General features: G+C 41.0%; 18 protein-coding genes. 5 read left to right on the top strand and 13 right to left on the bottom strand.

Features of this window, described 5'->3' with window-relative positions; all coding sequences use genetic code 11:
* Window positions 1–10: 10 nt before the first annotated feature.
* Window positions 11–1192, bottom strand: coding sequence for an NAD(P)/FAD-dependent oxidoreductase (locus J3U37_RS04790; RefSeq protein WP_267373558.1), 1182 nt, complete (start codon window positions 1190–1192; stop codon window positions 11–13).
* A gap of 1260 nt (window positions 1193–2452) precedes the next feature.
* Between J3U37_RS04790 and gltB the strand changes: the two genes are divergently transcribed.
* Together gltB and J3U37_RS04780 are read left to right on the top strand one after the other, a co-directional pair.
* Window positions 2453–6910, top strand: a complete 4458-nt coding sequence (gene gltB / locus J3U37_RS04785) for a glutamate synthase large subunit (RefSeq protein WP_267373555.1) — start codon at window positions 2453–2455, stop codon at window positions 6908–6910.
* Between the two features lie 13 nt (window positions 6911–6923).
* Complete coding sequence (locus J3U37_RS04780) at window positions 6924–8336, top strand: FAD-dependent oxidoreductase (protein WP_267373553.1); 1413 nt, start codon at window positions 6924–6926, stop codon at window positions 8334–8336.
* A 463-nt stretch (window positions 8337–8799) separates the two neighbouring features.
* On the opposite strand, the gene J3U37_RS04775 is transcribed toward J3U37_RS04780, so the two are convergent.
* Both J3U37_RS04775 and mazG read right to left on the bottom strand, forming a co-directional pair.
* Window positions 8800–9237, bottom strand: coding sequence for a hypothetical protein (locus J3U37_RS04775; protein WP_220218854.1), 438 nt, complete (start codon window positions 9235–9237; stop codon window positions 8800–8802).
* Window positions 9230–10027 (bottom strand): nucleoside triphosphate pyrophosphohydrolase, encoded by a 798-nt coding sequence (gene mazG / locus J3U37_RS04770; protein WP_267373551.1) that lies wholly within the window; start codon window positions 10025–10027, stop codon window positions 9230–9232. The genes J3U37_RS04775 and mazG overlap by 8 nt, the downstream gene beginning before the upstream one ends.
* A gap of 229 nt (window positions 10028–10256) precedes the next feature.
* Here mazG and J3U37_RS04765 point away from each other — a divergent pair, with 229 nt between their 5' ends.
* Window positions 10257–12263 carry an OPT family oligopeptide transporter gene (locus J3U37_RS04765; RefSeq protein WP_220218852.1) on the top strand — a complete coding sequence of 669 codons (2007 nt, stop codon included), beginning with the start codon at window positions 10257–10259 and terminating at the stop codon, window positions 12261–12263.
* A 48-nt stretch (window positions 12264–12311) separates the two neighbouring features.
* On the opposite strand, the gene J3U37_RS04760 is transcribed toward J3U37_RS04765, so the two are convergent.
* The 6 genes from J3U37_RS04760 to J3U37_RS04735 all read right to left on the bottom strand — a co-directional run bounded on the left by J3U37_RS04760 (window position 12312) and on the right by J3U37_RS04735 (window position 19343).
* A complete protein-coding gene (locus tag J3U37_RS04760) occupies window positions 12312–13460 on the bottom strand; it encodes a glycerate kinase (protein WP_267373548.1) in 1149 nt (382 codons plus the stop codon).
* 63 nt (window positions 13461–13523) lie between these two features.
* Window positions 13524–14405 carry a 2-hydroxy-3-oxopropionate reductase gene (gene garR, locus J3U37_RS04755; protein ID WP_220218850.1) on the bottom strand — a complete coding sequence of 294 codons (882 nt, stop codon included), beginning with the start codon at window positions 14403–14405 and terminating at the stop codon, window positions 13524–13526.
* A 35-nt stretch (window positions 14406–14440) separates the two neighbouring features.
* Window positions 14441–15211, bottom strand: a complete 771-nt coding sequence (garL, locus tag J3U37_RS04750) for a 2-dehydro-3-deoxyglucarate aldolase (protein WP_220218849.1) — start codon at window positions 15209–15211, stop codon at window positions 14441–14443.
* Between the two features lie 43 nt (window positions 15212–15254).
* A complete protein-coding gene (gene gudD, locus J3U37_RS04745; RefSeq protein ID WP_220218848.1) occupies window positions 15255–16589 on the bottom strand; it encodes a glucarate dehydratase in 1335 nt (444 codons plus the stop codon).
* A gap of 41 nt (window positions 16590–16630) precedes the next feature.
* Entirely contained in the window at window positions 16631–17968 is a 1338-nt protein-coding gene (locus J3U37_RS04740; RefSeq protein ID WP_267373546.1) for an enolase C-terminal domain-like protein, read from the bottom strand.
* Between the two features lie 43 nt (window positions 17969–18011).
* The gene (locus J3U37_RS04735) at window positions 18012–19343 is read right to left on the bottom strand and encodes an MFS transporter (RefSeq protein WP_220218846.1); all 1332 of its coding nucleotides are present in this window, start codon (window positions 19341–19343) and stop codon (window positions 18012–18014) included.
* Window positions 19344–19765: 422 nt separating this feature from the next.
* Between J3U37_RS04735 and garD the strand changes: the two genes are divergently transcribed.
* Window positions 19766–21316, top strand: coding sequence for a galactarate dehydratase (gene garD / locus J3U37_RS04730; protein WP_267373544.1), 1551 nt, complete (start codon window positions 19766–19768; stop codon window positions 21314–21316).
* A gap of 79 nt (window positions 21317–21395) precedes the next feature.
* Here garD and J3U37_RS04725 read toward each other — a convergent pair whose 3' ends face one another.
* Window positions 21396–22556, bottom strand: a complete 1161-nt coding sequence (locus J3U37_RS04725; RefSeq protein WP_267373829.1) for a sugar diacid recognition domain-containing protein — start codon at window positions 22554–22556, stop codon at window positions 21396–21398.
* Window positions 22557–22646: 90 nt separating this feature from the next.
* Between J3U37_RS04725 and J3U37_RS04720 the strand changes: the two genes are divergently transcribed.
* The gene (locus tag J3U37_RS04720; protein ID WP_267373541.1) at window positions 22647–24566 is read left to right on the top strand and encodes an ABC transporter ATP-binding protein; all 1920 of its coding nucleotides are present in this window, start codon (window positions 22647–22649) and stop codon (window positions 24564–24566) included.
* A 144-nt stretch (window positions 24567–24710) separates the two neighbouring features.
* On the opposite strand, the gene nusG is transcribed toward J3U37_RS04720, so the two are convergent.
* The 3 genes from nusG to J3U37_RS04705 form a co-directional block, all read right to left on the bottom strand.
* On the bottom strand, window positions 24711–25256 hold the full coding sequence (nusG, locus tag J3U37_RS04715) for a transcription termination/antitermination protein NusG (protein ID WP_220218843.1): 546 nt from the start codon (window positions 25254–25256) through the stop codon (window positions 24711–24713).
* Between the two features lies 1 nt (window position 25257).
* Window positions 25258–25659 carry a preprotein translocase subunit SecE gene (gene secE, locus J3U37_RS04710; protein ID WP_220218842.1) on the bottom strand — a complete coding sequence of 134 codons (402 nt, stop codon included), beginning with the start codon at window positions 25657–25659 and terminating at the stop codon, window positions 25258–25260.
* Between the two features lie 134 nt (window positions 25660–25793).
* The coding region (locus J3U37_RS04705) for an elongation factor Tu (RefSeq protein ID WP_416379985.1) at window positions 25794–26038 on the bottom strand (245 nt) is incomplete at its 5' end.

Below are 26038 nucleotides of genomic sequence, written 5' to 3'. Positions count from 1 at the left end.
TAAAAGCTCGTTAATCAAAAGCCTTCGCACATGCAAAGGCGCTACTCCAAGCCCATTGAAAATTATACCCACCTAAAGCGCCAGTTACATCCACAACCTCACCAATAAAATAGAGGTTAGGATGTGACTTTGCGGCCATCGTTTTTGACGATAAAGCATCCGTACTCACCCCGCCTAATGTCACTTCGGCTGTGCGATACCCTTCTGTACCATTAGGCATAATTTGCCATTGCGTTAAGGCAGTATAAAGCTGCTTTTGCTCATTACGATTGAGTTGTTTAACCAGCTTATCGGCAATCATATTCAATTGCATTAATGCCTCAACAACCCTTTTAGGTAAAATTTGTGCCAGACAATTTTTAAAAGACTGATTACGATTCTTCTCAAGCAGAGGTTTAAATGCCGATTCAAACGGGAGATCGGGCAACAAATTAATGGTAATAAATTCGCCTGCCTGCCAGTAACTTGATAGCTGTAAAATAGCGGGGCCAGAAAGTCCACGGTGGGTAAAGAGTAAATTCTCTTTAAAACTGATTTTATCATTAGCCACTTCAACCGGCAGCGCAATCCCGGCTAGAGGAGATAACACATCTAACAATGGTTTATGTAAGGTAAATGGCACCAGACCGGCTCTAACCGGTACAACTGGAATGGCAAATTTTTCAGCGATTTTGTAACCAATTGATGTCATGCCTAATGCCGGCATGGATAAGCCACCGGTTGCAATAATCAAACTATCACTTTCAATAATGCCTTGTGAAGTGTGCAATTGAAAGCCCTCAGCCACCGTCTTTACATCATCGAGCTGCGTTTGCATCATCCACTTAACACCGCCTTTTTGGCATTCGCTAACCAACATATCGACAATCTCTTTAGCGGAATTGTCACAAAACAGCTGACCATGATCTTTTTCATGATAAGCGATGTTATATTGATTGACTAATTGGATAAAATCCCATTGATTATAACGGCTAAGCGCCGATTTACAAAAGTGCGGATTTTGTGAAATATAGTGCTTGGCATCGACATCCAAATTCGTGAAATTACACTTCCCGCCACCGGACATCAAAATCTTTCGCCCGGGCTTTTTACCGTTATCAATCACAGTCACATCAAAGCCCTTTTGCCCGAGTAACCCCGCACAAAAAAGCCCCGCTGCACCAGCGCCTACAATGGTGATTTTAGTTTGCATAGTTGAGATATTAAAAATAAATAATAGCAGATTATAACAGTATAAAATTATCCGTCATCATTAAGGGATATTTCAACCGATTTTTTGCTAAAACACCTATATTTTCTGAAACTTCTTGACAAGACTTGCCCGCTTTCTTATAGCATTAAATGCAATCTTTTATTTTTTCCTTTGAGATTTTGAGTGGCTTTTGTGTATGGTTTTTTCCTAATAACAATCTCAATATTTACTATTTTCTAAAATGAGAATTAAAGATTTTTATACTTAAACATAGGTATTTTCTGAAACTTCTTGACAAGACTTATCCGCTTTCTTATAGCATTAAATGCAATCTTTTATTTTTTCCTTTGAGATTTTGAACCGCTTTTGTGTATGTTTTTTTCCTAATAACAATCTCAATATTTACTATTTTCTGGAATGAGAGTTAAAAATCTTTATACTTAAACATAGGTATTTTCTGAAACTTTTTGACAAAACTTACCCGCTCTTTTATCGCAATAAATCCAATCTGTATTTTTCGCCTTTAAGATTTTGAGTCGCTTTTGAGTATGTTTTTTTTCCTAATAACAATCTCAATATTTACTATTTTCTAAAATGAGAATTAAAGATTTTATACTGAAACATAGGTATTTTCTGAAACTTTTTGACAAGACTTATCCGCTTTTTTATCGCAATAAATCCAATCTTTTATTTTTTGCCTTTAAGATTTTGAACCGCTTTTTTGTATGGTTTTTTCCTAAAACGGTTTCAGTATTTAATATTTACTAAAATGAAAACTACGAATTTTTATACTTAAACATGGGTATTTTCTGAAACTTCTTGACAAGACTTACCCGCTTTTTTATCGCAATAAATCCAATCTTTTATTTTTTCGCCTTTAAGATTTTGAGTGGCTTTTGTGTGTGTTTTTTTCCTTAAAAAGGTTTCAGCATTTAATATTTTCTAAAATGAGAGTTAAAGGTTTTTATACTTAAACATAGGTATTTTCTGAAACTTCTTGTCAAAAAAGAAAAACAACTTATGATGATTATAAAAATTATTTAAAAAATAATACCCTTATATTCTATTTAAATTTTAATAATCAATAAGCTACATTTTATTATTAGCTTCATTAATAAGTCTCATATCAGTTATTAGAAGATTGACTTATAAGTAATATTTATTTGACCAAAATTGCATTTTTCTTTAATTTCTTAGCCAATATGGGATTAATGCCTATACCTTCACAAAATATAAAAGCGATGAATTAGAGGCAATGATATGTTATATAACCAGAATCTTGAAAAAGATAACTGTGGATTTGGTTTAATTGCACATATTGAAGGGCAACCAAGTCATAAAGTAGTACGCACTGCAATTCATGGATTGGCAAGAATGCAACATCGTGGCGCAATTTTATCTGACGGTAAAACGGGCGATGGCTGTGGGCTTTTATTACAAAAGCCGGATAGATTTTTTCGATTAGTTGCGCAAGATGCCGGTTGGCGCTTAGCGACAAATTATGCGGTAGGCATGTTATTTCTCAGTCAGGATGAGCAAGAAGCGCAAGCCAGCCGGGAAATTGTAGAACAAGAGTTAGCCGATGAAACCTTATCCATTTTAGGTTGGCGAGAAGTGCCAATCGATAAAAGTGTGTTAGGTGAAATTGCCTTATCTTCACTTCCTAGAATTGAACAAGTCTTTGTTAATGCGCCGGCAGGCTGGACTAAGATTGATCTAGAACGTCGACTGTATATGGTACGTCGCCGTATTGAAAAACGCGTACAAGACGACACCTTTTACGTTTGTAGCTTTTCCAATCAAGTCAATATCTATAAAGGCTTATGTATGCCTAAAGATTTGCCTCGTTTCTATCTGGATTTAGCAGATATTCGTATGGAAACAGCGATTTGTTTATTCCACCAACGGTTTTCCACCAATACTGTGCCACGTTGGCCATTAGCCCAACCATTTAGACATCTGGCACATAATGGCGAAATTAATACCATTGAAGGCAACCGCCAGTGGGCTAAAGCACGTTCTTACAAATTTAAAACTCCGCTGATCCCCGATTTACAAAATGCCGCACCATTTGTCAATGTGACCGGTTCTGACTCAAGCTCACTTGATAATATGTTAGAGCTGTTTTTAGTCGGGGGAATGGATATTGTTAGAGCGATGCGTTTATTGGTACCGCCGGCATGGCAGAATAATCCCGATATGAATGAAGATCTCCGTGCCTTTTTTGATTTCAATTCCATGCATATGGAGCCGTGGGACGGGCCGGCAGGTATTGTAATGTCAGACGGTCGTTATGCAGCGTGTAATTTAGACCGTAACGGACTGCGCCCCGCTCGTTATGTTATCACCACCGATAAACTCATTACCTGTGCTTCTGAAATTGGCATTTGGGATTATCAGCCCGATGAAGTAGTGAGTAAAGGACGAGTTGGACCCGGTGAATTACTGGTTATCGATACTGAAGAAGGCCGCATTTTACAATCATCTGAAACTGATAACGATTTACAAAAACGTCATCCTTATAAAGAGTGGATGGCAAAAAATGTTAAGCAGCTTATCCCTTTTGAAAATTTACCGGATGAGAATATCGGTTCTCGCAGTTACGATGATACGCTCCTTGCCACTTATCAAAAACAGTTTGGTTATAGTGCTGAAGAGATCGACCAATGTATCCGTGTGCTCGGTGAAAATGGGCAAGAAGCAACCGGTTCAATGGGCGACGATACCCCGTTCGCCGTTTTATCGAGTAAACCACGTTTGATCTACGATTACTTCCGACAAAAATTTGCCCAAGTCACCAATCCACCGATTGACCCACTGCGTGAAGCACACGTAATGTCGCTCTCTACCAGCATCGGTCGAGAGATGAATGTTTTTGCTGAAGCGGAAGGACAGGCGCATCGGGTGGCGTTTAAATATCCGGTATTGGTCTACTCCGATTTTCAACAATTAACGGCTTTAGAATCTCGCTACTATAAATCCGAAACACTTGATATCACCTACGAAATTGACGGTAGTTTGCGTGATGCCATTGAGCAGTTATGTGGCGATGCCGAAGCCAAAGTCCGTAACGGTACCGTTTTATTAATCTTATCAGATAAAAATATTGCTGCTGACAGATTACCGATTCCGGCACCCATGGCCGTGGGCGCCGTTCAACAACGATTAGTTGAAAAAAACTTACGCTGTGATGCAAATATTATTGTGGAAACGGCAAGTTGTCGTGATCCGCATCAATTTGCTGTGCTCCTCGGTTTTGGTGCAACGGCAATCTACCCTTATTTAGCTTATGAAACCTTAGCTCATCTGGTTGATAATGGCACTATCAATAAATCTTACCGTGAAGCGATCGTCAATTATCGCAACGGCATTAATAAAGGTTTATATAAAATTATGTCGAAAATGGGCATCTCAACCGTTGCCTCTTATCGTTGTTCCAAACTGTTTGAAGCAGTGGGACTACATCAAGATGTGGTTGAACTGTGTTTTCAAGGGGTAAGTAGCCGTATTAGTGGTGCAAACTTCGATGATTTTGCGCAAGATCAGTTTGAACTATCGAAAAAAGCATGGTTACGCCGTAAACCATTGGAACAAGGTGGCTTGCTTAAATATGTCAATGGTGGCGAGTATCATGCTTATAATCCTGATGTGATCCAATCGCTACAAAAAGCGGTCAACAATGGTAACTATGAAGATTATAAAATTTATGCCGATATCGTCAATAATCGGCCACCGGCGACACTGCGGGATTTATTAAAGCTCAATCCACCGCAAAATGGCGCAATTGCGCTTGATGAAGTCGAGCCGGAAACGTCACTGTTTCAACGCTTTGACTCAGCTGCAATGTCAATTGGGGCACTAAGTCCGGAAGCGCACGAATCACTTGCCCAGGCAATGAATACCTTAGGCGGATACTCCAATTCCGGCGAAGGGGGCGAAGATCCGGCTCGCTATAACAGCATAAAAGTATCACGCATAAAACAAGTCGCTTCTGGTCGATTTGGTGTCACGCCGGGCTATTTGATGAGTGCCGATGTGATTCAAATCAAAGTCGCACAAGGGGCGAAACCCGGTGAAGGTGGTCAATTACCGGGCGATAAAGTCACGCCTTATATTGCTAAATTACGTTTTTCAGTACCAGGCGTTACGTTGATTTCGCCACCGCCACATCACGACATTTATTCAATCGAAGATTTGGCACAGCTGATATTCGATCTTAAACAGATCAATCCTCAAGCGATGATATCAGTAAAATTAGTCTCAGAGCCGGGCGTTGGCACAATTGCTACCGGTGTTGCTAAAGCTTATGCCGATTTAATTACCATTTCCGGCTACGACGGCGGTACCGGCGCCAGCCCTTTAACATCGGTAAAATATGCCGGTTCACCATGGGAGCTTGGTTTAGTTGAAACCCAACAATCACTTGTTGCCAATGGTTTACGCCACAAAATTCGATTACAAGTTGACGGTGGATTAAAAACCGGTACCGATATTGTTAAAGCGGCGATTTTAGGTGCGGAAAGCTTCGGTTTTGGTACCGGTCCAATGGTGGCATTAGGCTGTAAATATCTGCGCATTTGCCACTTAAACAACTGCGCTACCGGCGTTGCCACACAAGATGAAAAATTGCGTCAAGACCACTACCATGGACTACCGGAAAAAGCCATGAACTATTTCCGCTTTCTTGCTCGTAATACAAGGGAAGTCATGGCTGAGCTTGGCGTAAGTCGTATTGTCGATTTAATCGGACGCACAGACTTACTGTTAGAGCTTGACGGCATTACCGCTAAACAACAAAAACTTGATTTATCCGGACTACTTGAAACCGCCACACCACTTGAAGGTAAACCGGTGTACTGTATTGAAGACAACAAACCGTTTGATAAAGGTGTTTTAAATAACGAGATCATCACGCAAGCACAACAGTTTGTTGATAATCGTCAAAGTAATAACTTCTACTTTGATATTCAAAATACTGACCGTTCTGTCGGCACCAGCCTATCTGGCTATATTGCTAAAAAGTATGGCGATCAAGGTTTAGTTGCCGATCCGATTTCACTGCACTTTAACGGTACCGCCGGACAAAGCTTTGGTGTATGGAATGCCGGCGGGGTCGATTTAACCCTAACCGGTGATGCCAATGACTATGTAGGCAAAGGTATGGCAGGCGGTCGCATTGTTATTCGTCCACCGCAAGGCTCAGCGTTTTTAAGCCACGAAGCGACCATTGCCGGTAATACCTGCTTGTATGGCGCAACCGGCGGTAAATTATTTGCGGCCGGCCGTGCCGGTGAGCGCTTTGCGGTGCGTAACTCAGGCGCAATTAGTGTGGTTGAGGGCATTGGCGATAATGGCTGTGAATATATGACCGGTGGGATTGTTTGCGTACTGGGTAAAACTGGCGTTAACTTCGGTGCCGGTATGACTGGCGGTTTTGCTTATATTTTAGATACCGACGGCGATTTTCATAAACGTATCAACAAAGAGCTGGTTGAAATGTTAAATGTGGCCGATTATTCGATTCATGAAGAGCATCTACGTGGCTTAATTATGGAGCATGCACAATTAACCCACTCTTCACGTGCGGAAGAAATTTTAGCCAACTGGGAAAAGTTTGCTAAACAGTTTGTTTTAGTCAAGCCGAAATCGAGCGATGTAAAAGCCCTGCTCGGTCATCGTAGCCGATCATCTGCTGAACTACGCATTCAAGCACAGTAAGGAGAGCACGAAAATGAGTCAAAATGTTTATCAGTTTATCGATTTACAACGTGTTGATCCGCCTAAAAAATCGTTGAACATTCGTAAAATAGAATTTGTTGAGATTTATGAAGGATTTTCTCCTGCCCAGTCGCAAGCGCAAGCCGATCGTTGCTTAGCTTGTGGTAACCCTTATTGTGAATGGCGTTGTCCGGTACATAACTATATTCCTAACTGGTTAAAGCTGGTTAACGAAGGGAAAATTTTAGAAGCTGTCGAGCTTTCTCACCAAACGAACAGCTTACCGGAAGTTTGCGGTAGGGTTTGCCCGCAAGATCGTTTATGTGAAGGCTCTTGTACATTAAATGCCGAATTTGGCGCCGTGACCATTGGAAGTATTGAACGCTATATTACCGATGAAGCATTTAAAATGGGCTGGAAACCAAACTTATCCAATGTTGAAAAAACCGGCTTAAAAGTGGCGATTATTGGGGCGGGGCCTGCCGGGCTTGCCTGCGCTGATGTGTTAGTCCGTAATGGCATAACGCCGGTGGTGTTTGATCGTCATCCCGAAATTGGAGGCCTGCTAACCTTTGGTATTCCGGCATTTAAACTCGACAAAGAGGTACTAATTAATCGTCGCCATATTTTCACCGAAATGGGCGTTGAGTTCCGTCTTAACACCGAAGTGGGTAAAACGGTGCAACTTGCTGAGCTTATCAATGAATTTGATGCGGTGTTTGTTGGTGCCGGGACTTATCAGTCTATGCGAGCTGGGCTAGAAAATGAAGATGCCCATGGCGTATATGATGCCTTACCATTTTTGATCGCTAACACCAAACACATTATGCAGCATCAACAAAGCGATGATACGCCTTATGTTGATATGAAAAATAAACGTGTAGTAGTACTCGGTGGCGGGGATACCGCTATGGACTGCGTTCGCACCTCTATTCGTCAAGGCGCAACTGAAGTCACATGTGCTTATCGTCGTGATGAAGCCAATATGCCCGGCTCTAAGCGAGAAGTGAAAAATGCTAAAGAAGAAGGTGTACAGTTCCAATTTAATGTGCAACCGCTTAGCATTGAAATCGACAGTAAAGGGCAAGTGACCGGAGTAAAAATGGTCAGAACGCAATTAGGCGAAGCGGATGCTAAAGGCAGACGATCACCTGTGATAATTGAAGGCTCCGAATTTGTGTTGCCGGCTGATGCGGTGATTATGGCGTTTGGTTTTAAACCGCATGCCATGCCGTGGTTAGCAGAGCACGGGGTCGAGTTCGATGCGCAAGGCCGTGTGATTGCACCGGAAATTAAAGGCTTTCAAACAACTAATCCTAAAATCTTTGCCGGCGGTGATGCGGTAAGAGGATCGGATTTAGTGGTAACCGCTATTAGCGAAGGTCGCAAAGCGGCAGAAGGTATTTTAGATTATTTAGAAGTGTAATTGGTTTTTTAGATTAAATCCAAAGATTAACCCCACTTACGCAATGTTAAGTGGGGTTATTTTTTAGCAAAATCTTTAATTATCTGTGTAAACGATAAGGCTTACCCATCGTAACAAAACTGCGTGCTTTCAACGCATCATTTCTCCACACTTTGATACCTTTAGTAAGACAAATCGTTTCAATATAATGAGCTAAAGTTGAGCTTGTCTGTCTATGATAATTTTTTAATCTTAAGCATAAAGGCGCATAAAATGCATCTGCCAATTTTTCAGTAAATGGAATAATCTAAGTATTTTATCACCACTCAAGGTCGCATAGACCAGGTAGAGTCGTTTTTATTGCCGAGATAAGGTGTGTCATTCATTTTCAACTACCCGGCAATAAATACCCATTTTGAAATTTTTAGGTGCTAATCTCACTGAATAGTTTCGTTAAAAACCTTCACTATCACAGTCTACAACGTTATAAATAAACCACATGTGTGCCTTTTTCTGGTTGAAAAGTCGCTTTACCAAATTCATCAAGGAAATAAGCAATATGATCGGTTTTATCACCTAATAAACGTCCTTTAACTTTATTCCACGTTAATAGTGCAATAGTCGAATCAGGTTCACAGCAGATTAACATCGGTTGTTCGAATTCTTGATTCCAATAAAACTGACCGCCATATAATTTATGGGCAGTTAATAATAAATAACAGCCATATTCTTGCGATATCATATCAATTTGTTCTTCTGGTAAGCCAAAGCTTTTATCGGCCATTTCGGCAATAATCATCTCGACAACCGTAATACTTTTTTCGGAATAATCGAGCTGGTTAATACTCCACGTTGGACTATTTAAAACGGCATTTTGTGCCCATGCTTCGATCTCTTGATACAATTCATTTTTTTCAGTCATTTTTATTCACTTCGCTAGATAATTGTTCAGATTGTTTGACAATTTGCCATGCATCTTCCATTTCTTCAAGTGTTGCATCGGCTAAATTGTCCTTTTTATGTTTCAGTAATGCTTCAACTTGTTTAAAACGCCGAATAAATTTGTTATTGGCATTTTGTAAGCATAACTCAGATTTAACTTTTAAATGTCTGGCTAAATTAACGGTGGCAAAAAATAGGTCGCCAAGCTCTTCTTCAATTTTGGATTGATCTTGTGTGGTTTTATTCAATTCCTCTTCCACTTCACAAAGCTCTTCTTTTACTTTATCGATAACGGGTTTTAACTCAACCCAATCAAATCCAACTGATGCGCAGCGTTTTTGTATTTTTTCAGCTTTCATTAGCGCCGGAATGGCGTTGGGGATATCATCTAATAGTGAATATTGCGCCCTTTGATCACGCTCTTTTTGCTTTAACTGCTCCCAGTTCGGCTTTTCAGCGGTTTTATCAGCAAAAATATGTGGATGACGGCTGACGAGTTTATCGGCCACTGACGAACAAATATCGTCAAAATTGAACTCGCCTTGATCGCTGGCAAGATCAGCATAAAACACAATTTGAAATAAGAGATCGCCCAGCTCTTTTTTTAGTTCGTCCATGTCTTTTCTATCAATCGCATCTAAAACTTCATAAGTCTCTTCGAGAGTATAAGATTTTAATGAATCAAAAGTTTGCTTGCTATCCCATGAACACCCTTTAATCGGGTCACGTAACTGTTTGGTAATCGCCTGTAAGCGCTTAAGTTGGTTCACTGGTTTTCTCTTAATAGTTTAGATTGGTCATTGAAAAATAAGTGTAACACAACTTGACCATTTTTACTGTCTACTGGCACTTTCAGCTTTAATTTTGTTTTTTAAAGCCTGTTTTTGTTAAAAAACAAGCATAAAAACGGTTAAAAACTGTTAAAAAATATAACTTGTAGCAGATAAACACCAATTAAGTATATAATGTTCACATAACAAATTAACTTAATTACATTTAATGAATAATTTACGCGAACTGACATTGAGAGGTACAATTCTTGGTGCCCTTATTACAATTATATTTACCGCATCAAATGTTTACCTTGGCTTAAAAGTGGGGTTAACTTTTTCTTCCGCTATCCCAGCCGCGGTGATTTCCATGGCGGTATTAAGGCTATTTTCCGGCTCAACCATATTAGAAAACAATATGGTACAGACTCAAGCATCGGCAGCCGGTACACTTTCCTCGATTATTTTTGTTTTACCCGGATTGTTAATGATCGGCTATTGGCAAGATTTCCCGTTTTGGCTCACTTTTGCTATCTGTGCCGCCGGGGGGATGCTTGGAGTACTATTTTCAATTCCACTACGCCATATTATGGTGGTAAAAAGCACCTTACCTTATCCGGAAGGGGTTGCCGCTGCGGAGATATTAAAAGCAGGCTCAAAAACTGAGGGTGATGATTCCAATGCCGGATTGAAAGATATTTTAGTTGGTGGCGTTATTGCCTCTGGTGTGAGTCTGTTTACTAACGGTTTTCGGGTTTTGTCAGAAAGCGCCTCTTATTGGTTTACTGGCGGTAAATCAATCTTCCAATTACCGATGGGCTTTTCATTAGCTTTACTCAGTGCCGGTTATTTGATTGGTATTATTTCCGGTATTGCCGTGTTAATCGGCACCATTATCGGCTGGGTGTTTGGCATACCTATTTTAAGCGCAATTACCGACTATGACACCAGCGAATCATTAGCCAGTGTGGCTATGGGGCTTTGGGCTAAAGATATTCGTTTTATCGGCGCCGGCACCATTGCAATTGCTGCAATTTGGACACTACTGACGTTAATCAAACCAGTGATTGAAGGATTAAAAATCTCATTTAGAACATTACGTGCCGATGTTTCGGTTGATGATATTGCACCAACCGAACGTGACTTATCACCAAAAGCGATTTTTTCGATTATGGCTGGTATGGTTGTTATCTTAGTCGCCACTTTTTATGCGTTTATTTCCGACAGTGGCTTATCCGCTGGTGTTGCTTGGATGTTAGTTATTTGCGCTGTGTTATTTGCATTTATTATGGGCTTTCTTGTTGCGGCGGCGTGTGGCTATATGGCAGGTTTAGTCGGCTCTTCAGCAAGCCCAATGTCCGGTATTGCCATTGTTGCTGCAATTGCCATTTCACTTATTTTATTGGTAATTGGTCAAGCCAATGATTTGTTATCTACCCCTGAAGGGACTAATTTTGCAACCGCATTAGCGCTATTTACTACCAGCACAGTTTTAGCCGTTGCCTGCATCTCAAACGATAATTTGCAAGATTTAAAAACCGGTTATTTAGTCAATGCAACACCATGGAAACAACAAGTCGCACTTTTAATTGGTTGTGTTGTTGGTGCCATTGTTATCGCACCTATTCTTGAAATTTTATATAACGCTTATGGATTCACCGGCGCCTTACCTAGGGCAGATATGGATCAATCTCAAGTATTAGCGGCGCCTCAAGCGACACTAATGACCACCATTGCCAAAGGGATATTTTCTCATCAGCTTGATTGGACAATGATTTTAATTGGCTTAGCGGTTGGATCAATTATTATTATTATCGATTTAATTTTAGCTAAAAACCAATCTAAGTTTCGCTTGCCGGCATTGGCTGTTGGTTTAGGGATCTACTTACCACCAACCATTACCACACCGATTTTTATTGGTACACTACTTTCGTGGATAATTAAGCGTAAAGCTTATGCTAAAGCCAAAAAAGCGAACCTAGATCCGGAAGAACAATTTAAAAACGTCGATCGCAAAGCGGCATTAATTGCATCGGGGTTAATTGTCGGTGAAAGTTTAGTTGGGGTATTGCTAGCTATCGTTATCGTGATTAGCATTACCAGTGGCGGTAGTGATGCGCCGCTTGCAATATCAGCCGATCTAGGGCTATTACCACAATACTTAGGCTTAGCGGTGTTTGTGATTATCTGTTTATATTTTATTCGTCGGGCACTGACTGCGATTAAAAAATCCTAATACTGCGTAAGCAAAAAATGAAGCCCTTTAACTTAAAGGGCTTTTTTATTAGCACAATGTTTTACCGATTTTTAAGGTTAATGCAATATTTTTCGAGGTGTGATAAAGATTCGCTTCGGCGACTTTTCGATCCAGTGCTTGAGATAAACTTGACACTTGACTAAGAATACTAAACATAGCAGTTATGCCATAAGGATAGACCGCCTCAGCTTTATCGCCTAAACTGCCAACAATGGCAATAACCGGTTTATTATACTTTTTGGCGATATTTGCCACCCCAACCGGGACTTTACCGTTGACACTCTGATAATCTAATCGGCCTTCACCGGTCACCACTAAATCGGCTTGTTCAATTAAGCTATCTAAATTAAGTAATTCGGTAATAATTTCAATGCCCGGCCTCAATTTTGCTTGCATAAATGCCAATAATGCCGCGCCCATTCCGCCCGCCGCTCCGGTACCGGGAACGGTCTCTATGTCGATATTAAAGCAACCTTTAATCAGACTGGCAAAGTGTTTAAGATTTGCATCAAGTAATTGAATATCTTGCGGTGTTGCCCCTTTTTGTGGACCAAAAATAGCCGATGCGCCATTTTCACCGGTAAGTGGATTGGTGACATCACAAGCGACTTCAAATTCACAATGCTTTATTCTCTCATCCATTTGGCTGATATCGATACTATCAAGTGCACTGAGCGAAACGCCACCAAAACCAATTTGGTGACCAAATTTATCTAACAGTTTGACACCTAATGCTTGTAGCATCCCTGCCCCACCGTCATTGGTCGCACTGCCGCCAATACCGATGATAAATTTTTTACAACCCCGATTTAAGGCATCTTTGATAAGTTCACCAGTACCATACGATGTGGTAATTTTAGCATCTCGCCGATCAAACGGAACACGTTCAAGCCCGCTGGCGGTCGCCATTTCGATAATGGCAGTTTGTCCGTCTTGTGATATGCCATAAAAAGCATGTCCCGGCTCGCCTAACGGGTCAGTTACTGTGACTGTCACTTTATGTCCTTTTAATGCATCAACCATTGCATTAACGGTACCTTCTCCGCCGTCAGCGACAGGTAATAACGAGTATGTTGCATCAGGGTAAACCTGTAAAAATCCCGCTTTTATTGTCTTAGCAACATCTATGGCATTCAGACTTTCTTTAAAAGTATCAGGCGCAATGACAATGTTCATAAATATCCTTTTGGAATTGGTCAAGGTGATTGAGTATGTTGCCATACTCAATATTGACATAAATTACTTAATTTCGATTTTCGCTAAAGCTTCATAATAACGAGCAAGGGCACTATGGTCACTTTCGCCCATACCGTCGGTTTTCAGTGCTTGCATCATCTCCATAACAATTGCTGTTAACGGTAATGAAGTGCCCACCCCATGAGAGGTATCTAAAGCATTTTGCAGATCTTTGATATGGAGATCGATTTTAAAGCCCGGTTTAAAATTGCGTTCTAACACCATTGGCGCTTTGGCATCTAACACCGTACTACCGGCAAGTCCGCCGCGTATTGCTTGATATACGAGTTGCGGGTTAACCCCAGCTTTGGTGGCTAAAACCAATGCTTCTGACATGGCAGCAATGTTAAGTGCTACGATGACTTGATTAGCAAGCTTAGTCACATTACCTGCGCCAATTTCACCGGTATAAACCACTGAGCCAGCCATAGCTTTCATTAAATCATAATGTTTATCAAATACCGCTTTATCCCCACCAACCATGACAGATAAGGTGCCGTCTATCGCTTTAGGCTCGCCACCGCTCACTGGCGCATCTAACATCACTAAGCCTTTTTTAACGACTTCATCATGAATCTCCCGGCTGGCTAATGGCGCAATCGAGCTCATATCAATAATGGTTGTGCCAGCTTTGGCGCCTTCAACAATCCCATTTTCACCTAAGACAACCTCTTTCACATGCGGTGAATTAGGTAACATAGTAATAATCACATCACATTGTTGAGCAACTTGTTTTGCGTTGGTGGCACTTTGTGCACCCGCTTTGATAAGTTCATCAACTGAAGCTTGATTTTTATCGCAAACGACCAGTGAATAACCTGCTTTTAGCAAGTTTTTGCTCATCGGTTTACCCATTATTCCTAAACCAATAAAACCAATTTTCATTTTACTCTCCTTTATTACGCTTATAGTAATGGCTGTTATTTTAGAAATTTATCGGCTAATGATTGCGTTGCCATTCTTAGCAAGCCCAGATCATTGCCGACAGCAACAAACGTTGCCCCCATTTCGATATAATGATGTGCGTCAGCTTCTATTGGGGCTAATATGCCACAAGCTTTCCCTTGTTTTTTTGCTTCATCAAATACCTGTTTGATCGCCGCTTGCACCTGTGGATGTTTTGGATTGCCAAAATGCCCTAACGAGGCAGAAAGATCACTCGGGCCAACAAAAATACCGTCGACGCCGTCAACTGCGGTGATTTGAGCAACGTTATCCACCGCTTGTTGGGTTTCAACTTGAACGATCACACAAATATTTTGATTAATCTTTTCAAAGTAATCCGGTATTGTGCCAAACGCATTACTACGATGTGAAACCGACACTCCCCTTAAACCTTCAGGTGGATAGCGGGTATAAGAAACCGCTTGTTTTGCTTGCAAAGCCGTCTCGACATACGGTATTAAGAAGTTATAAAAACCAACATCAAGCAGGCGTTTAATCAGTACTTGATCATTCCAGGCTGGGCGCACAATTGGCACGCTCGGGCTATCTTTTAAGGCCATTAATTGCGGGACAAACGACACCACATCATTAATGGCATGCTCGCCGTCCAGCAGTAACCAATCAAAACCGGCTAAGCCTAATATTTCTGTTGAGATCGGACTACCTAATGCAGCCCAACAACCAATCAATTTTTTTCTTGCCAACATGTCTTGTTTAAATTGATTGTGACAAGTGAGTTTTTTCATGCAATTACCTCAATTTTTATCTATTTTTAATCATCCATGCCAACTATCTGACCAAACACGGCCTTTTATTGTCGAATTGCCAGTTAGGGATGAGATATTGCATAGCTACGGCATCATTACGATTGCCCAGCCCCATGCTTTTAAATAGCTCGTGGGCTTTGAGAACTTGATCGATATCAACCTCGATACCTAAACCCGGTTTTTCCGGTACTTTGATTTTGCCATTGACTATTTGTAATGGCTCTTTGGTTAAACGCTGATTACCTTCTTGCCAGATCCAATGTGTATCTAACGCAGTTGGTTCACCCGGCGCCGCTGCACCAACATGGGTAAACATGGCAAGCGAAATATCAAAATGATTATTGGAGTGTGAGCCCCACGTTAAGCCAAACTCATGGCACAGTTGCGCAACCCTTACTGAGCCGTTCATTGTCCAAAAATGCGGATCAGCAAGCGGGATATCGACCGATTGTAACGATAAAGTGTGTCCCATTTGACGCCAGTCGGTTGCAATCATGTTGGTTGCTGTTGGCAAACCTGTCGCACGGCGAAATTCAGCCATAATTTCTCGCCCAGAGTAGCCTTGTTCTGCGCCACACGGATCTTCTGCATAGGTCAAGGTATCTTTTAAGTATTTGCCGATTTGTATCGCTTCATCTAATAACCACCCGCCATTTGGGTCGAGCGTTACGCGTGCTTCAGGGAATTTTTGCTTAATGGCAATCACGGCTTCGGCTTCATCTTGCGCAGATAACACACCGCCTTTTAATTTAAAATCACAAAAGCCATATTTTTCATAAGTTGCCTGCGCTAAACGAGCAATTTTGTCTGGGGTTAAGGCTTCTTCATGGCGCAGGCGATACCAATCGCACTGCTCATTGGGTTGGCTTTGATAAGGTAAATCGGTTTTTTGCCTATCGCCGATATAAAATAGATAGCCAAGCATTTTCACTTCATCACGTTGCTGTCCTTCGCCTAAAAGCGAAGCAACGGTAACGCCTAGATGCTTGCCTAGCAGGTCTAACATTGCCGCTTCAATCGCTGTCACCACATGAATGGTTGAGCGCTGGTCGAATGTTTGATTACCTCGCCCACCGACATCACGGTCAGCAAACGCCGTTCGGACACGATTCATAACATTTTTATATTGGGCAATCGATTGTCCCACAACCAGCGGTTTGGCATCTTCAAGGGTTTGAGTAACTCGGCCTACGCAAGGAACTTCCCCGACGCCAATGTTACCGGAATTATCTTTAAGAATGACGATATTACGGGTGAAGTAAGGGGCGTGTGCTCCGCTTAAATTCAGTAACATGCTGTCATAACCGGCCACCGGATAGACATGCATTTGCGTAATAATCGGCGTTGATGAACTCATAGTTTTTACCTCTTTTATTTCTCAATTTCTTTAAATCTGTTTTAACGAACCATGCATGGGCGCTTGCGGTCAAATTGCCAATTTTCAATGAGATATTGCATGGCAATGGCATCATTACGTGCCCCATTTGGTAATTTTTTATAAAGCTCATGTGCGCAATTGACTTGCTCCATATCCAGTTCAATCCCAAGGCCGGGCTTGTCGTGCAATTTGATCTTGCCATGGCGAATTTGCAGCGGGTCTTGCGTTAAACGGGCTTGACCTTCTTGCCATATCCAATGGGTATCAAGCGCAGTTGGATTACCGGGCGCAGAGGCACCGACATGGCTAAACATTGCCAGAGAGATATCAAAATGGTTATTCGAATGGCACCCCCAAGTCAGCCCCCATTCATGACAAAGTTGTGCAACACGACTGGCGCCGGTTAATGTCCAAAAATGGGGATCGGCAAGCGGTATATCGACCGCTTGCAACATAATGGAATGGCACAGTTCACGCCAATTGGTTGCAACCATATTGGTAGCAGTTGGTATACCGGTTGCTCGACGAAATTCAGCCATGACTTCACGCCCGCAGTAGCCATGCTCTGCGCCACAAGGGTCTTCGGCATAAGTCAGCACATCATTAAGCCCTTTGCAAAGTTTAATGGCATCATCTAACCACCAGCCGCCGTTTGGATCTAAGGTAATGCGTGCATCGGGAAACTGCTTTTTAAGTTCTATGACTGTTTCAATCTCTTGTTCACCCGCTAACACTCCACCTTTCATTTTGAAGTCTTTAAAGCCGTAGCGATCTTGTGCCGCTTGCGCCAGCTCAACCACTGACTCAGTTGTCATAGCTTGTCGCCGGCGAATGTTGTACCATGGGTGGCCTTTAGTTGCGGGTTGGTCATAATCGAGATCGGTCTTGTTGGCATCACCGATATAAAACAGGTAGCCGAGCACGGTAACTTCATCTCGCTGTTTACCTGCCCCAAGTAATTCAGCAACCGGTACATTTAAAAATTGCCCCATTAAATCGAGTAATGCCGATTCGAGTGCCGCTACGGCATTGACTCGTAATTCAAATGTCCATGCACCTTTACCAAAAGAGTCATAATCATCATCAAGGTAGCCTTGATGCATATCATTAACAATTCGATTAAGGATAGAAATAGGTTGCCCTTCGACATGTGCAATAGCTTGTTTCAGAGCGTTTTCAATCGTCACTCCGCCGGGTGCTTCCCCTAAACCGATATGGCCGCTATTGTCCTTCAAAATAACGATATTTCGGGTAAAATAGGGGCTATGTGCGCCACCAATATTCATCAGCATGCTGTCATACCCAGCCACCGGAATAACTTGCATGGAGGTAATCACTGGCACTGATTGCGTATTCATATTCGATCTCTCCTAGGTAGTTAATTCAATAAGCACGTTGTCGTTAAGGTTTTTTCTTCAGTTCCATACGTTTAATCGGGCCAACAAGCACCAAATAACTAAACGCTGCAACAAAAGCATGACCGGCGACAAACACTAGCGCCCATTCAAATCGACCTGTCCATGCCACGATATAACCGATAATAATTGGTGAGATGATGCTTGATGCATTACCGAACATGTTAAATAATCCGCCAGCCAGTCCACTCATCTCTTTGGGTGCGGTATCGGCCATTACTGCCCAACCGAGTGCACCGACGCCTTTACCAAAGAAAGCCATGGACATAAATAAAATGACTAATCCAATTGAATCGACGTAGTTACATAAAATCATGGTCATTGAAAACAACATACCTAAAATGATTGGTGTTTTACGGGCAATAGAGAGCGATCCGGTTTTTCGCATCAGAAAATCGGAGAACACGCCACCACTGATACCACCAATAAATCCACAAATAGCTGGAATCGCAGCGGCAAAACCAACTTCTTTAATATTCATTCCTCGTTGGGTGGCAAGATAGATAGGAAACCAAGTAATAAAGAAAAACGTTAAACAGTTAATACAATACTGACCAAGGTAGACGCCTAATAACATTCGATTCGTTAAAAGTTGGGTAAGATAAGCTAATTTTGGTCCCTCTTTTTTCGTCTGGCTTTTTTTCTGATCCATATCGACCAATGCCCCGCCATCGACGATATAATCAACTTCGGCTTGATTTGCCCATGGATGATCTTTAGGGTTGTGAATTACAAAGAGTGTCACCACACTAATTAGTACACCTAAGCCACCCATAAAGAAAAACACCGATTGCCAACCATATTCATGGGTTAACCAGCCCATAATGGGCGCAAATATTACCGTAGCAAAATATTGTGCAGAATTGAAAATAGCGACCGCAGTGGCTCTTTCTTTAGCCGGAAACCAAGCGGCGGTAATACGGCTATTGCCGGGGAATGACGGCGCTTCAGCAAGTCCCATTAAGAAACGGAACGTAAAGAGCATAATTAACGCCCAAGCCCCGATAAAAAAATGTACGGTACCTTGTAATAAAGTAAAAATAGACCAAAATAAAATACTGCAAAAATAGACACGTTTTGAACCAAATCTATCTAATAACCAGCCTCCCGGTAACTGCCCGATGACATAGGCGATACCGAACGACGACATAACCCAGCCCATGGCTGCGGCATCAAAACCCAATTCGCCTGACATTGCTTTGCCGGCAATACCTAAGGTCGCCCTGTCACCATAATTGATAGCAGTGACAATGAATAAAAAAATGACTGTTAACCACCGAGTATTAGTCCTTTTTTGTTTTGCTGTGTTTATTTCCATGTTTAGCCCCTACACTGATAATGAAATGTTGATCTTGAATTTTTTACAGATGTTGCTGAGTAGAAAATAAATAGATTTTGAGTCTGTCTAAGTAATCCACTATTAACGTTAAGTATGGATAGTTAAGATGAAAATTTCATTGGCAAAACCAACAAAATAATAGGTGGAAATTGATTTATTTATGTGCAGATGAACAAACAAATGTTATGTCCTTCACAAAATTTTTGGCAGTAGGGGAATTTTTGTGACCTATCACACATTTTTATGTTGATAGTGACAAATTTAAACGGAATTAAGCACGAAAAATTGTGAACATTCACAATGCTATTTGTCTATTTCAGATTTAAGATATGTCTAATCAGATAAGAAACTGTGACTGATAATAATAAATTAAAAGATAGGCGTTGAATGGGAGTTAAGCAATGGAGCATCACAATAACAAGCCGCTTTATATCAAAATCAAAGAATCGGACAATGTCGCTATTATCGTTAATGATAATGGATTGCCAAAAGGTACGGTATTTGCTGACGGGTTAACATTGATTGAGGATATTCCTCAAGGTCATAAAGTGGCGTTGAATGATTTCAATCAAGGGCAAGCGATTATTCGCTACGGTGAAGTAATTGGCTATGCAAAGGTGGAGATTAAAAAAGGAGCTTGGATCAATGAATCTGTCACGCAAATGCCAACTGCCCCCATGCTACACGAGCTTCCCATTGCCACTAAAAAAGCGCCGGTATTGCCACCCTTAGACGGTTACACCTTTGAAGGTTATCGCAATAAAGACGGATCGGTTGGCACCCGCAATATATTAGGGATCACAATGAGTGTGAATTGTGTTTCTGGCGTTGTGGAGTACGTTTGTAAAATTATCGAACGTGACCTGTTACCTAAATATCCAAATGTCGATGGCGTTGTGGCGTTAACGCATCTTTATGGTTGCGGGGTGGCAATTGATGCGCCGGCGGCTATCGTGCCGATTCGTTCGATTCATAATCTAGCCAAAAATCCTAATTTTGGTGGTGAAATTATGGTTGTCAGTTTAGGTTGTGAAAAACTGCAACCGGCAAGATTATTAAAAGGCACCGAAGATACTATCCCGATCAGAATCGAAGATGATGATCTGGTTACACTGCAAGACGAGCATGGATTTAAAGCCATGGTTGACCATATTTTAATGGTGGCTGAAAAACATCTGCAAAAATTAAATCTTCGAAAAAGAGAGACCGTGCCGGCATCTGAATTAGTGGTCGGTATGCAGTGTGGCGGCAGTGATGCTTTTTCCGGGGTAACCTCGAATCCGTCAGTCGGTTATGCATCTGATCTATTAGTCAGATGTGGTGCGACGGTGATGTTTTCGGAAGTAACCGAAGTGCGTGACGGTATTCACTTACTTACGCCTAGAGCGGCTGATGAGGCGGTCGGTAAAGCGCTGATTCGTGAAATGCAGTGGTATGATCAATATTTAGCCGCAGGAAAAGTTGACCGCAGTGCCAACACCACACCGGGCAATAAAAAAGGCGGATTAAATAATATTGTCGAAAAAGCAATGGGATCGATTGCTAAGTCGGGCACCAGCCCTATTGTGGAAGTGTTATCGCCCGGACAACGCCCAACCAAAAAAGGATTAATTTTTGCTGCAACGCCAGCAAGTGATTTTGTTTGTGGTTCGCAACAAGTTGCCTCCGGCATCACGTTACAAGTTTTTACTACTGGTCGAGGAACGCCTTACGGTTTGGCTATGGTACCGGTGATAAAAATGTCCAGCCGTAATATTGTTGCCGAACAGTGGTTTGATTTAATTGATATTAGTGCCGGCGATATTGCGCTTGGTAAAGCAACGATTGAAGATATTGGCTGGCGTTTATTTCATTTAATTTTAGATGTGGCAAGTGGGCGAAAGAAACCATGGTCAGATCATTGGAAATTATACAACCCATTAGCCATTTTTAATCCGGCACCTATCACGTAATATTTCAATAATCCCGTTAATTAATCGCTTAAATGTTATATTGTTCTTATTGAATATCGGTAAGAACAATAAGCCTCTCTTAGGCATGTTTGTCTAATTGTAAGCCAATATACAAAAGCAATCGGTCATCAAATTTTGCTAAATTTAATTGGGTAAGCTTAGCAATTTTATTTAGCCGATACTCTAATGTATTACGATGAATAAACAGTTCTTTGGCGGTGTCGCTATTTTGCACGTTGTTTTTAAACCACGTCTGTAACGTTTTTTGTAATACACCATTATTATCGCCCATTTTGAGTTTTTTCAGCGGCAGTAATAACTCCTCAGCTTGCCAATCGTAACTTAATCCATGTAACAGTACCGGTAAAATTAGCTCTTGATAGTAGTAGTTACGCACATTAGGCATTCTTTGTTTACCTATCAGCATGGTGGTTTTTGCTGTTTGATAAGATTTTACCAGTGGGCAAAGATGCTGTTCAAAGTAATTACCCAGCGAAATTCGAATATCTAATTGAGTCAAGTTTTTAATGGTAATAATGAGTTGCTCAAGTTTTTTCTTGTGTTCAGATAAATCCCAACGACCATATCGATTCAGAGCCGGAATTAAAATCACTAATTCAGTAATCGATTTAATCGCTACTAAGTTATTATTACTTAATAGCTGTATTTGGGTTTGCAGATTCTGTAATTCACTCATCGCCGTATCAATACCCAATTGTCCACTATCCACTTCAATCATACCGACAACTCTGGGTAGATTGAGATCAATATCGAGCCGTTTGACCCATTGAATCATACTATCGGGTAAGATCTCTTTTTCAATAAGGGTAAGAATCAGCTCTTCTTTTAAGCGATTATCATAGGACAGTTCTTGCAGTAATTGAGTTTGCTCCATCATCATTTCAGCAGACATACAAACAAGTTCACCAAATTGGCGTATATCGGACGGTTCACCGGTTAGCCCTATCACGCCAACGATTCGATCGTTGAGTTTCAACGGTAAGTTAATACCCGGTTTAACACCTTGTAAGCTTTTAACTGTGTTACTGTCAATTGATACGGTGCGTTTTTGCGATATCGCTAACATCGCCCCTTCATGTAGTTCACCAATACGCTCTAAATCCCCACTACCAATAATACATCCGTTAGCATCCATAACATTGATATTACAATCAATAATCTTCATGGTTCTATCAACAATCTGTTGAGCAATTTTTGGGGTGAGGCTATAAGGACTCATCGCCATTTTAGATATCCTATTTTGATTTTGCATAACTCTCAATTTTTGTTAGGATAGCATATTTTATTTTGAATAATAGACAACAATATCATGATAGTATTTGATTCCATTCAAGTTCGTCGGGGCGTTAATCTACTTTTAGATAATGCTTCTGCCACGATTAATCCTAAACAAAAAGTCGGTTTAGTTGGCAAAAATGGTTGCGGAAAGTCTACGCTATTTTCATTAATAAAAGGCGAAATTCAAGCTGATGCCGGCACGGTGAGTTTTCCCTCTCAATGGCAACTTGCTTGGGTAAATCAAGAAACCCCGGCATTAGACACACCAGCAATTGAATACGCCATTGACGGCGACCGAGAGTATCGCCAATTAGAACAAAAGTTAGCCATTGCCAATCAAGAAAATAATGGTGAACAAATCGCTATTATCCATGAAAAACTCGACAATATCGATGCGTGGACTATTCAAGCTCGAGCGGCAACCCTGTTACACGGTTTAGGCTTTTCCAACGAGCAGTTGCAATTACCGGTTAAATCCTATTCCGGTGGGTGGCGTATGCGTTTAAATTTAGCGCAGGCTCTGATGTGTCGTTCTGATCTGCTCCTACTAGATGAGCCAACTAACCATTTAGATTTAGATGCGGTTATTTGGTTGGAAAAGTGGTTAAGCAATTATCAAGGCACACTAATTTTAATTTCCCATGACCGGGATTTTTTAGATCCATTAGTTAATAAAATTATCCATATTGAGCAAAAAAATCTATTTGAATATACCGGCAACTACTCTTCTTTTGAAGTTCAGCGTACAGCGAAGTTAGCTCAGCAACAATCGCTTTATGAAAGCCAACAACAAAAAGTGGCGCATTTGCAAAGCTATATTGATCGCTTCCGAGCAAAAGCGACCAAAGCTAAACAGGCACAAAGCCGAATTAAAATGCTAGAAAAAATGGAGCTTATTGCACCGGCACATGTGGATAATCCGTTTCATTTTAGTTTCAAACCGTCGGAGTTTTTACCTAGCCCATTATTGATGATGGACAAAGTGGTCGCCGGTTATGAAGATAAAATTGTGCTGGAGAAAATTAAGCTAAACTTAGTCCCCGGCTCACGAATTGGGTTATTAGGGCGTAACGGCGCAGGTAAATCAACGTTAATTAAATTACTAGCGGGCGAACTGGCACCAAAAGAGGGGCATATTAACTTAGCTAAAGGCGTACAATTAGGTTACTTTGCGCAACACCAATTGGAATATCTACGAGGTGAAGAGTCTCCGCTATGGCATTTAACCAAACTTGCCGATCCCAATATTACTGAACAAGAGCTACGTAATTACTTAGGTGGATTTGATTTTCATGGTGATAAAGTTAGCGAGCCTGTTAATACCTTTTCCGGCGGTGAGAAAGCCCGATTAGTTTTAGCCCTGATTGTATGGCAAAAACCCAATCTGCTGTTACTCGATGAGCCAACCAACCATTTAGATTTAGATATGCGTCAAGCATTAACTGAAGCGCTTATTGATTTCGAAGGGGCGTTAGTGGTGGTATCGCATGATCGCCATTTATTACGCTCAACCACTGACGAGTTTTATTTAGTTCACGATCATAAAGTTGAACCATTTAATGGTGATCTCGATGATTATCAAAAATGGCTTGCCGACGAGCAGAAAGCGGAAAAACAACCACCGCAACAAGATGATAGTCAAAATGACAATAGCAAAAATCTTTCTGCACAAGATCGTAAAGAACAAAAACGTAAAGAAGCTGAGCGACGTGCACAAATGCAACCGCTGAAAAAACAGTTACAAAAAGAGGAGCAGACCCTTGAACGGTTAAGTAAGCAGTTAAAATTGATTGAAGAGCAATTAGCCGATCCCTCTATTTATGAAGCGGATAAAAAGAGTGAGTTAACACAATTATTGTTACAACAAAGTCAATTAAAAGGCGAGCAAGAGGAGTCAGAATTGACATGGTTGGATTTACAACAACAAATTGAAGAGTTTGAATCGGCTTAAATTAAAATGATTGGTAACAATTGACTCGTACCATGGAGTATAAGTCAATTCAGATATCGCACTATAAAATACCGTTCTACGTTAATAAGGCAAAAAAAATCACAGAATTGATTCTGTGATTTTTTATCTAGGTATATTGCGATATTAGCTTTTTTCGACTTGGCTAAAATCAAGTTCAACCGGTGTTGAACGACCAAAAATGGATACCGATACTTTTAAGCGGCTCTTCTCATAATCGACTTCTTCAACCACGCCATTAAAGTCAGCAAATGGACCGTCATTAACACGCACAAGTTCGCCCGGTTCAAATAAGGTTTTAGGACGTGGCTTATCGCCAACTTGTTGTAAACGATTCATGATAGCATCAACTTCACGTTGGCTGATTGGTGCAGGTCGATCTGATGTACCACCAATAAAGCCCATTGTTCTTGGCACACTTTTTACTAAGTGCCATGTTGCATCATTCATCACCATTTCAACTAAAACATAACCCGGGAAGAATTTACGTTCACTTTTACGGCGTTGACCACTTTTCATTTCAACAACTTCTTCGGTCGGTACTAATACTTCACCGAAAAAATCTTCCATGTTATGTAATTTGATATATTCACGTAATGATTGTGCAACACGTGCTTCATAGCCAGAATAAGCTTGAATAACATACCAGCGTTTTTGTTGTGTTTCACTCATATTAGCGTCCTAATGATGTTAGATAAAAGACAATTGAACGGAATACCGAATCCATTCCCCAAAGAGCTAATCCAACAATAACAGTTACAGCAGCAACGAGCAAAGTTGTTTGCACTGTTTCTTTACGTGTCGGCCATACAACTTTTCGAAGCTCTTTTCTCGATTCTTGTAAAAATACAAAAAATGCTTTGCCTTTATTTGTTGTGTACGCAATGAATAAAGTAAATAGCGAAATCGCAACAACAGCAACAATGCGGACGATCGTATTAGGTTGATATATATCATTAGGACCAGAAAAATAAGAATTTCCCCAGACAATAAACGCAATCAATACTAGAACTAAACCCCATTTGAATTTGTCTAGAATCGTGTTTGTAGCTTGACTCTCGTTACTTACTAGCATATAAAACCTATGATTATGTTATTTAATAATATCTATTTTCCAAAATGCTCTCACAATAAAAAAACATTTTGCTAAACAGACGAGATAAGAAAGGGCATCTAACGATACCCTTTCTATGGTTATTCATACTTTAATTATTTGATAACCTTAGCAACCACACCAGCACCAACAGTACGACCACCTTCACGAATCGCAAAACGTAAACCTTCTGCCATTGCGATTGGGTGAATTAATGATACTGTCATTTTGATGTTATCACCTGGCATTACCATTTCTACGCCTTCTGGTAATTCGATAGTACCCGTTACGTCAGTTGTACGGAAGTAGAACTGTGGACGGTAGCCTTTGAAGAATGGAGTATGACGACCACCTTCATCTT

This window comes from Gilliamella sp. B3172 (genome assembly GCF_026536465.1).
In the GTDB taxonomy this organism is placed as follows: Bacteria; Pseudomonadota; Gammaproteobacteria; order Enterobacterales; family Orbaceae; genus Gilliamella.
The sequence above is the reverse complement of the archived record's forward strand: the minus strand, read 5'-3'. Positions and strand labels throughout refer to the sequence as shown.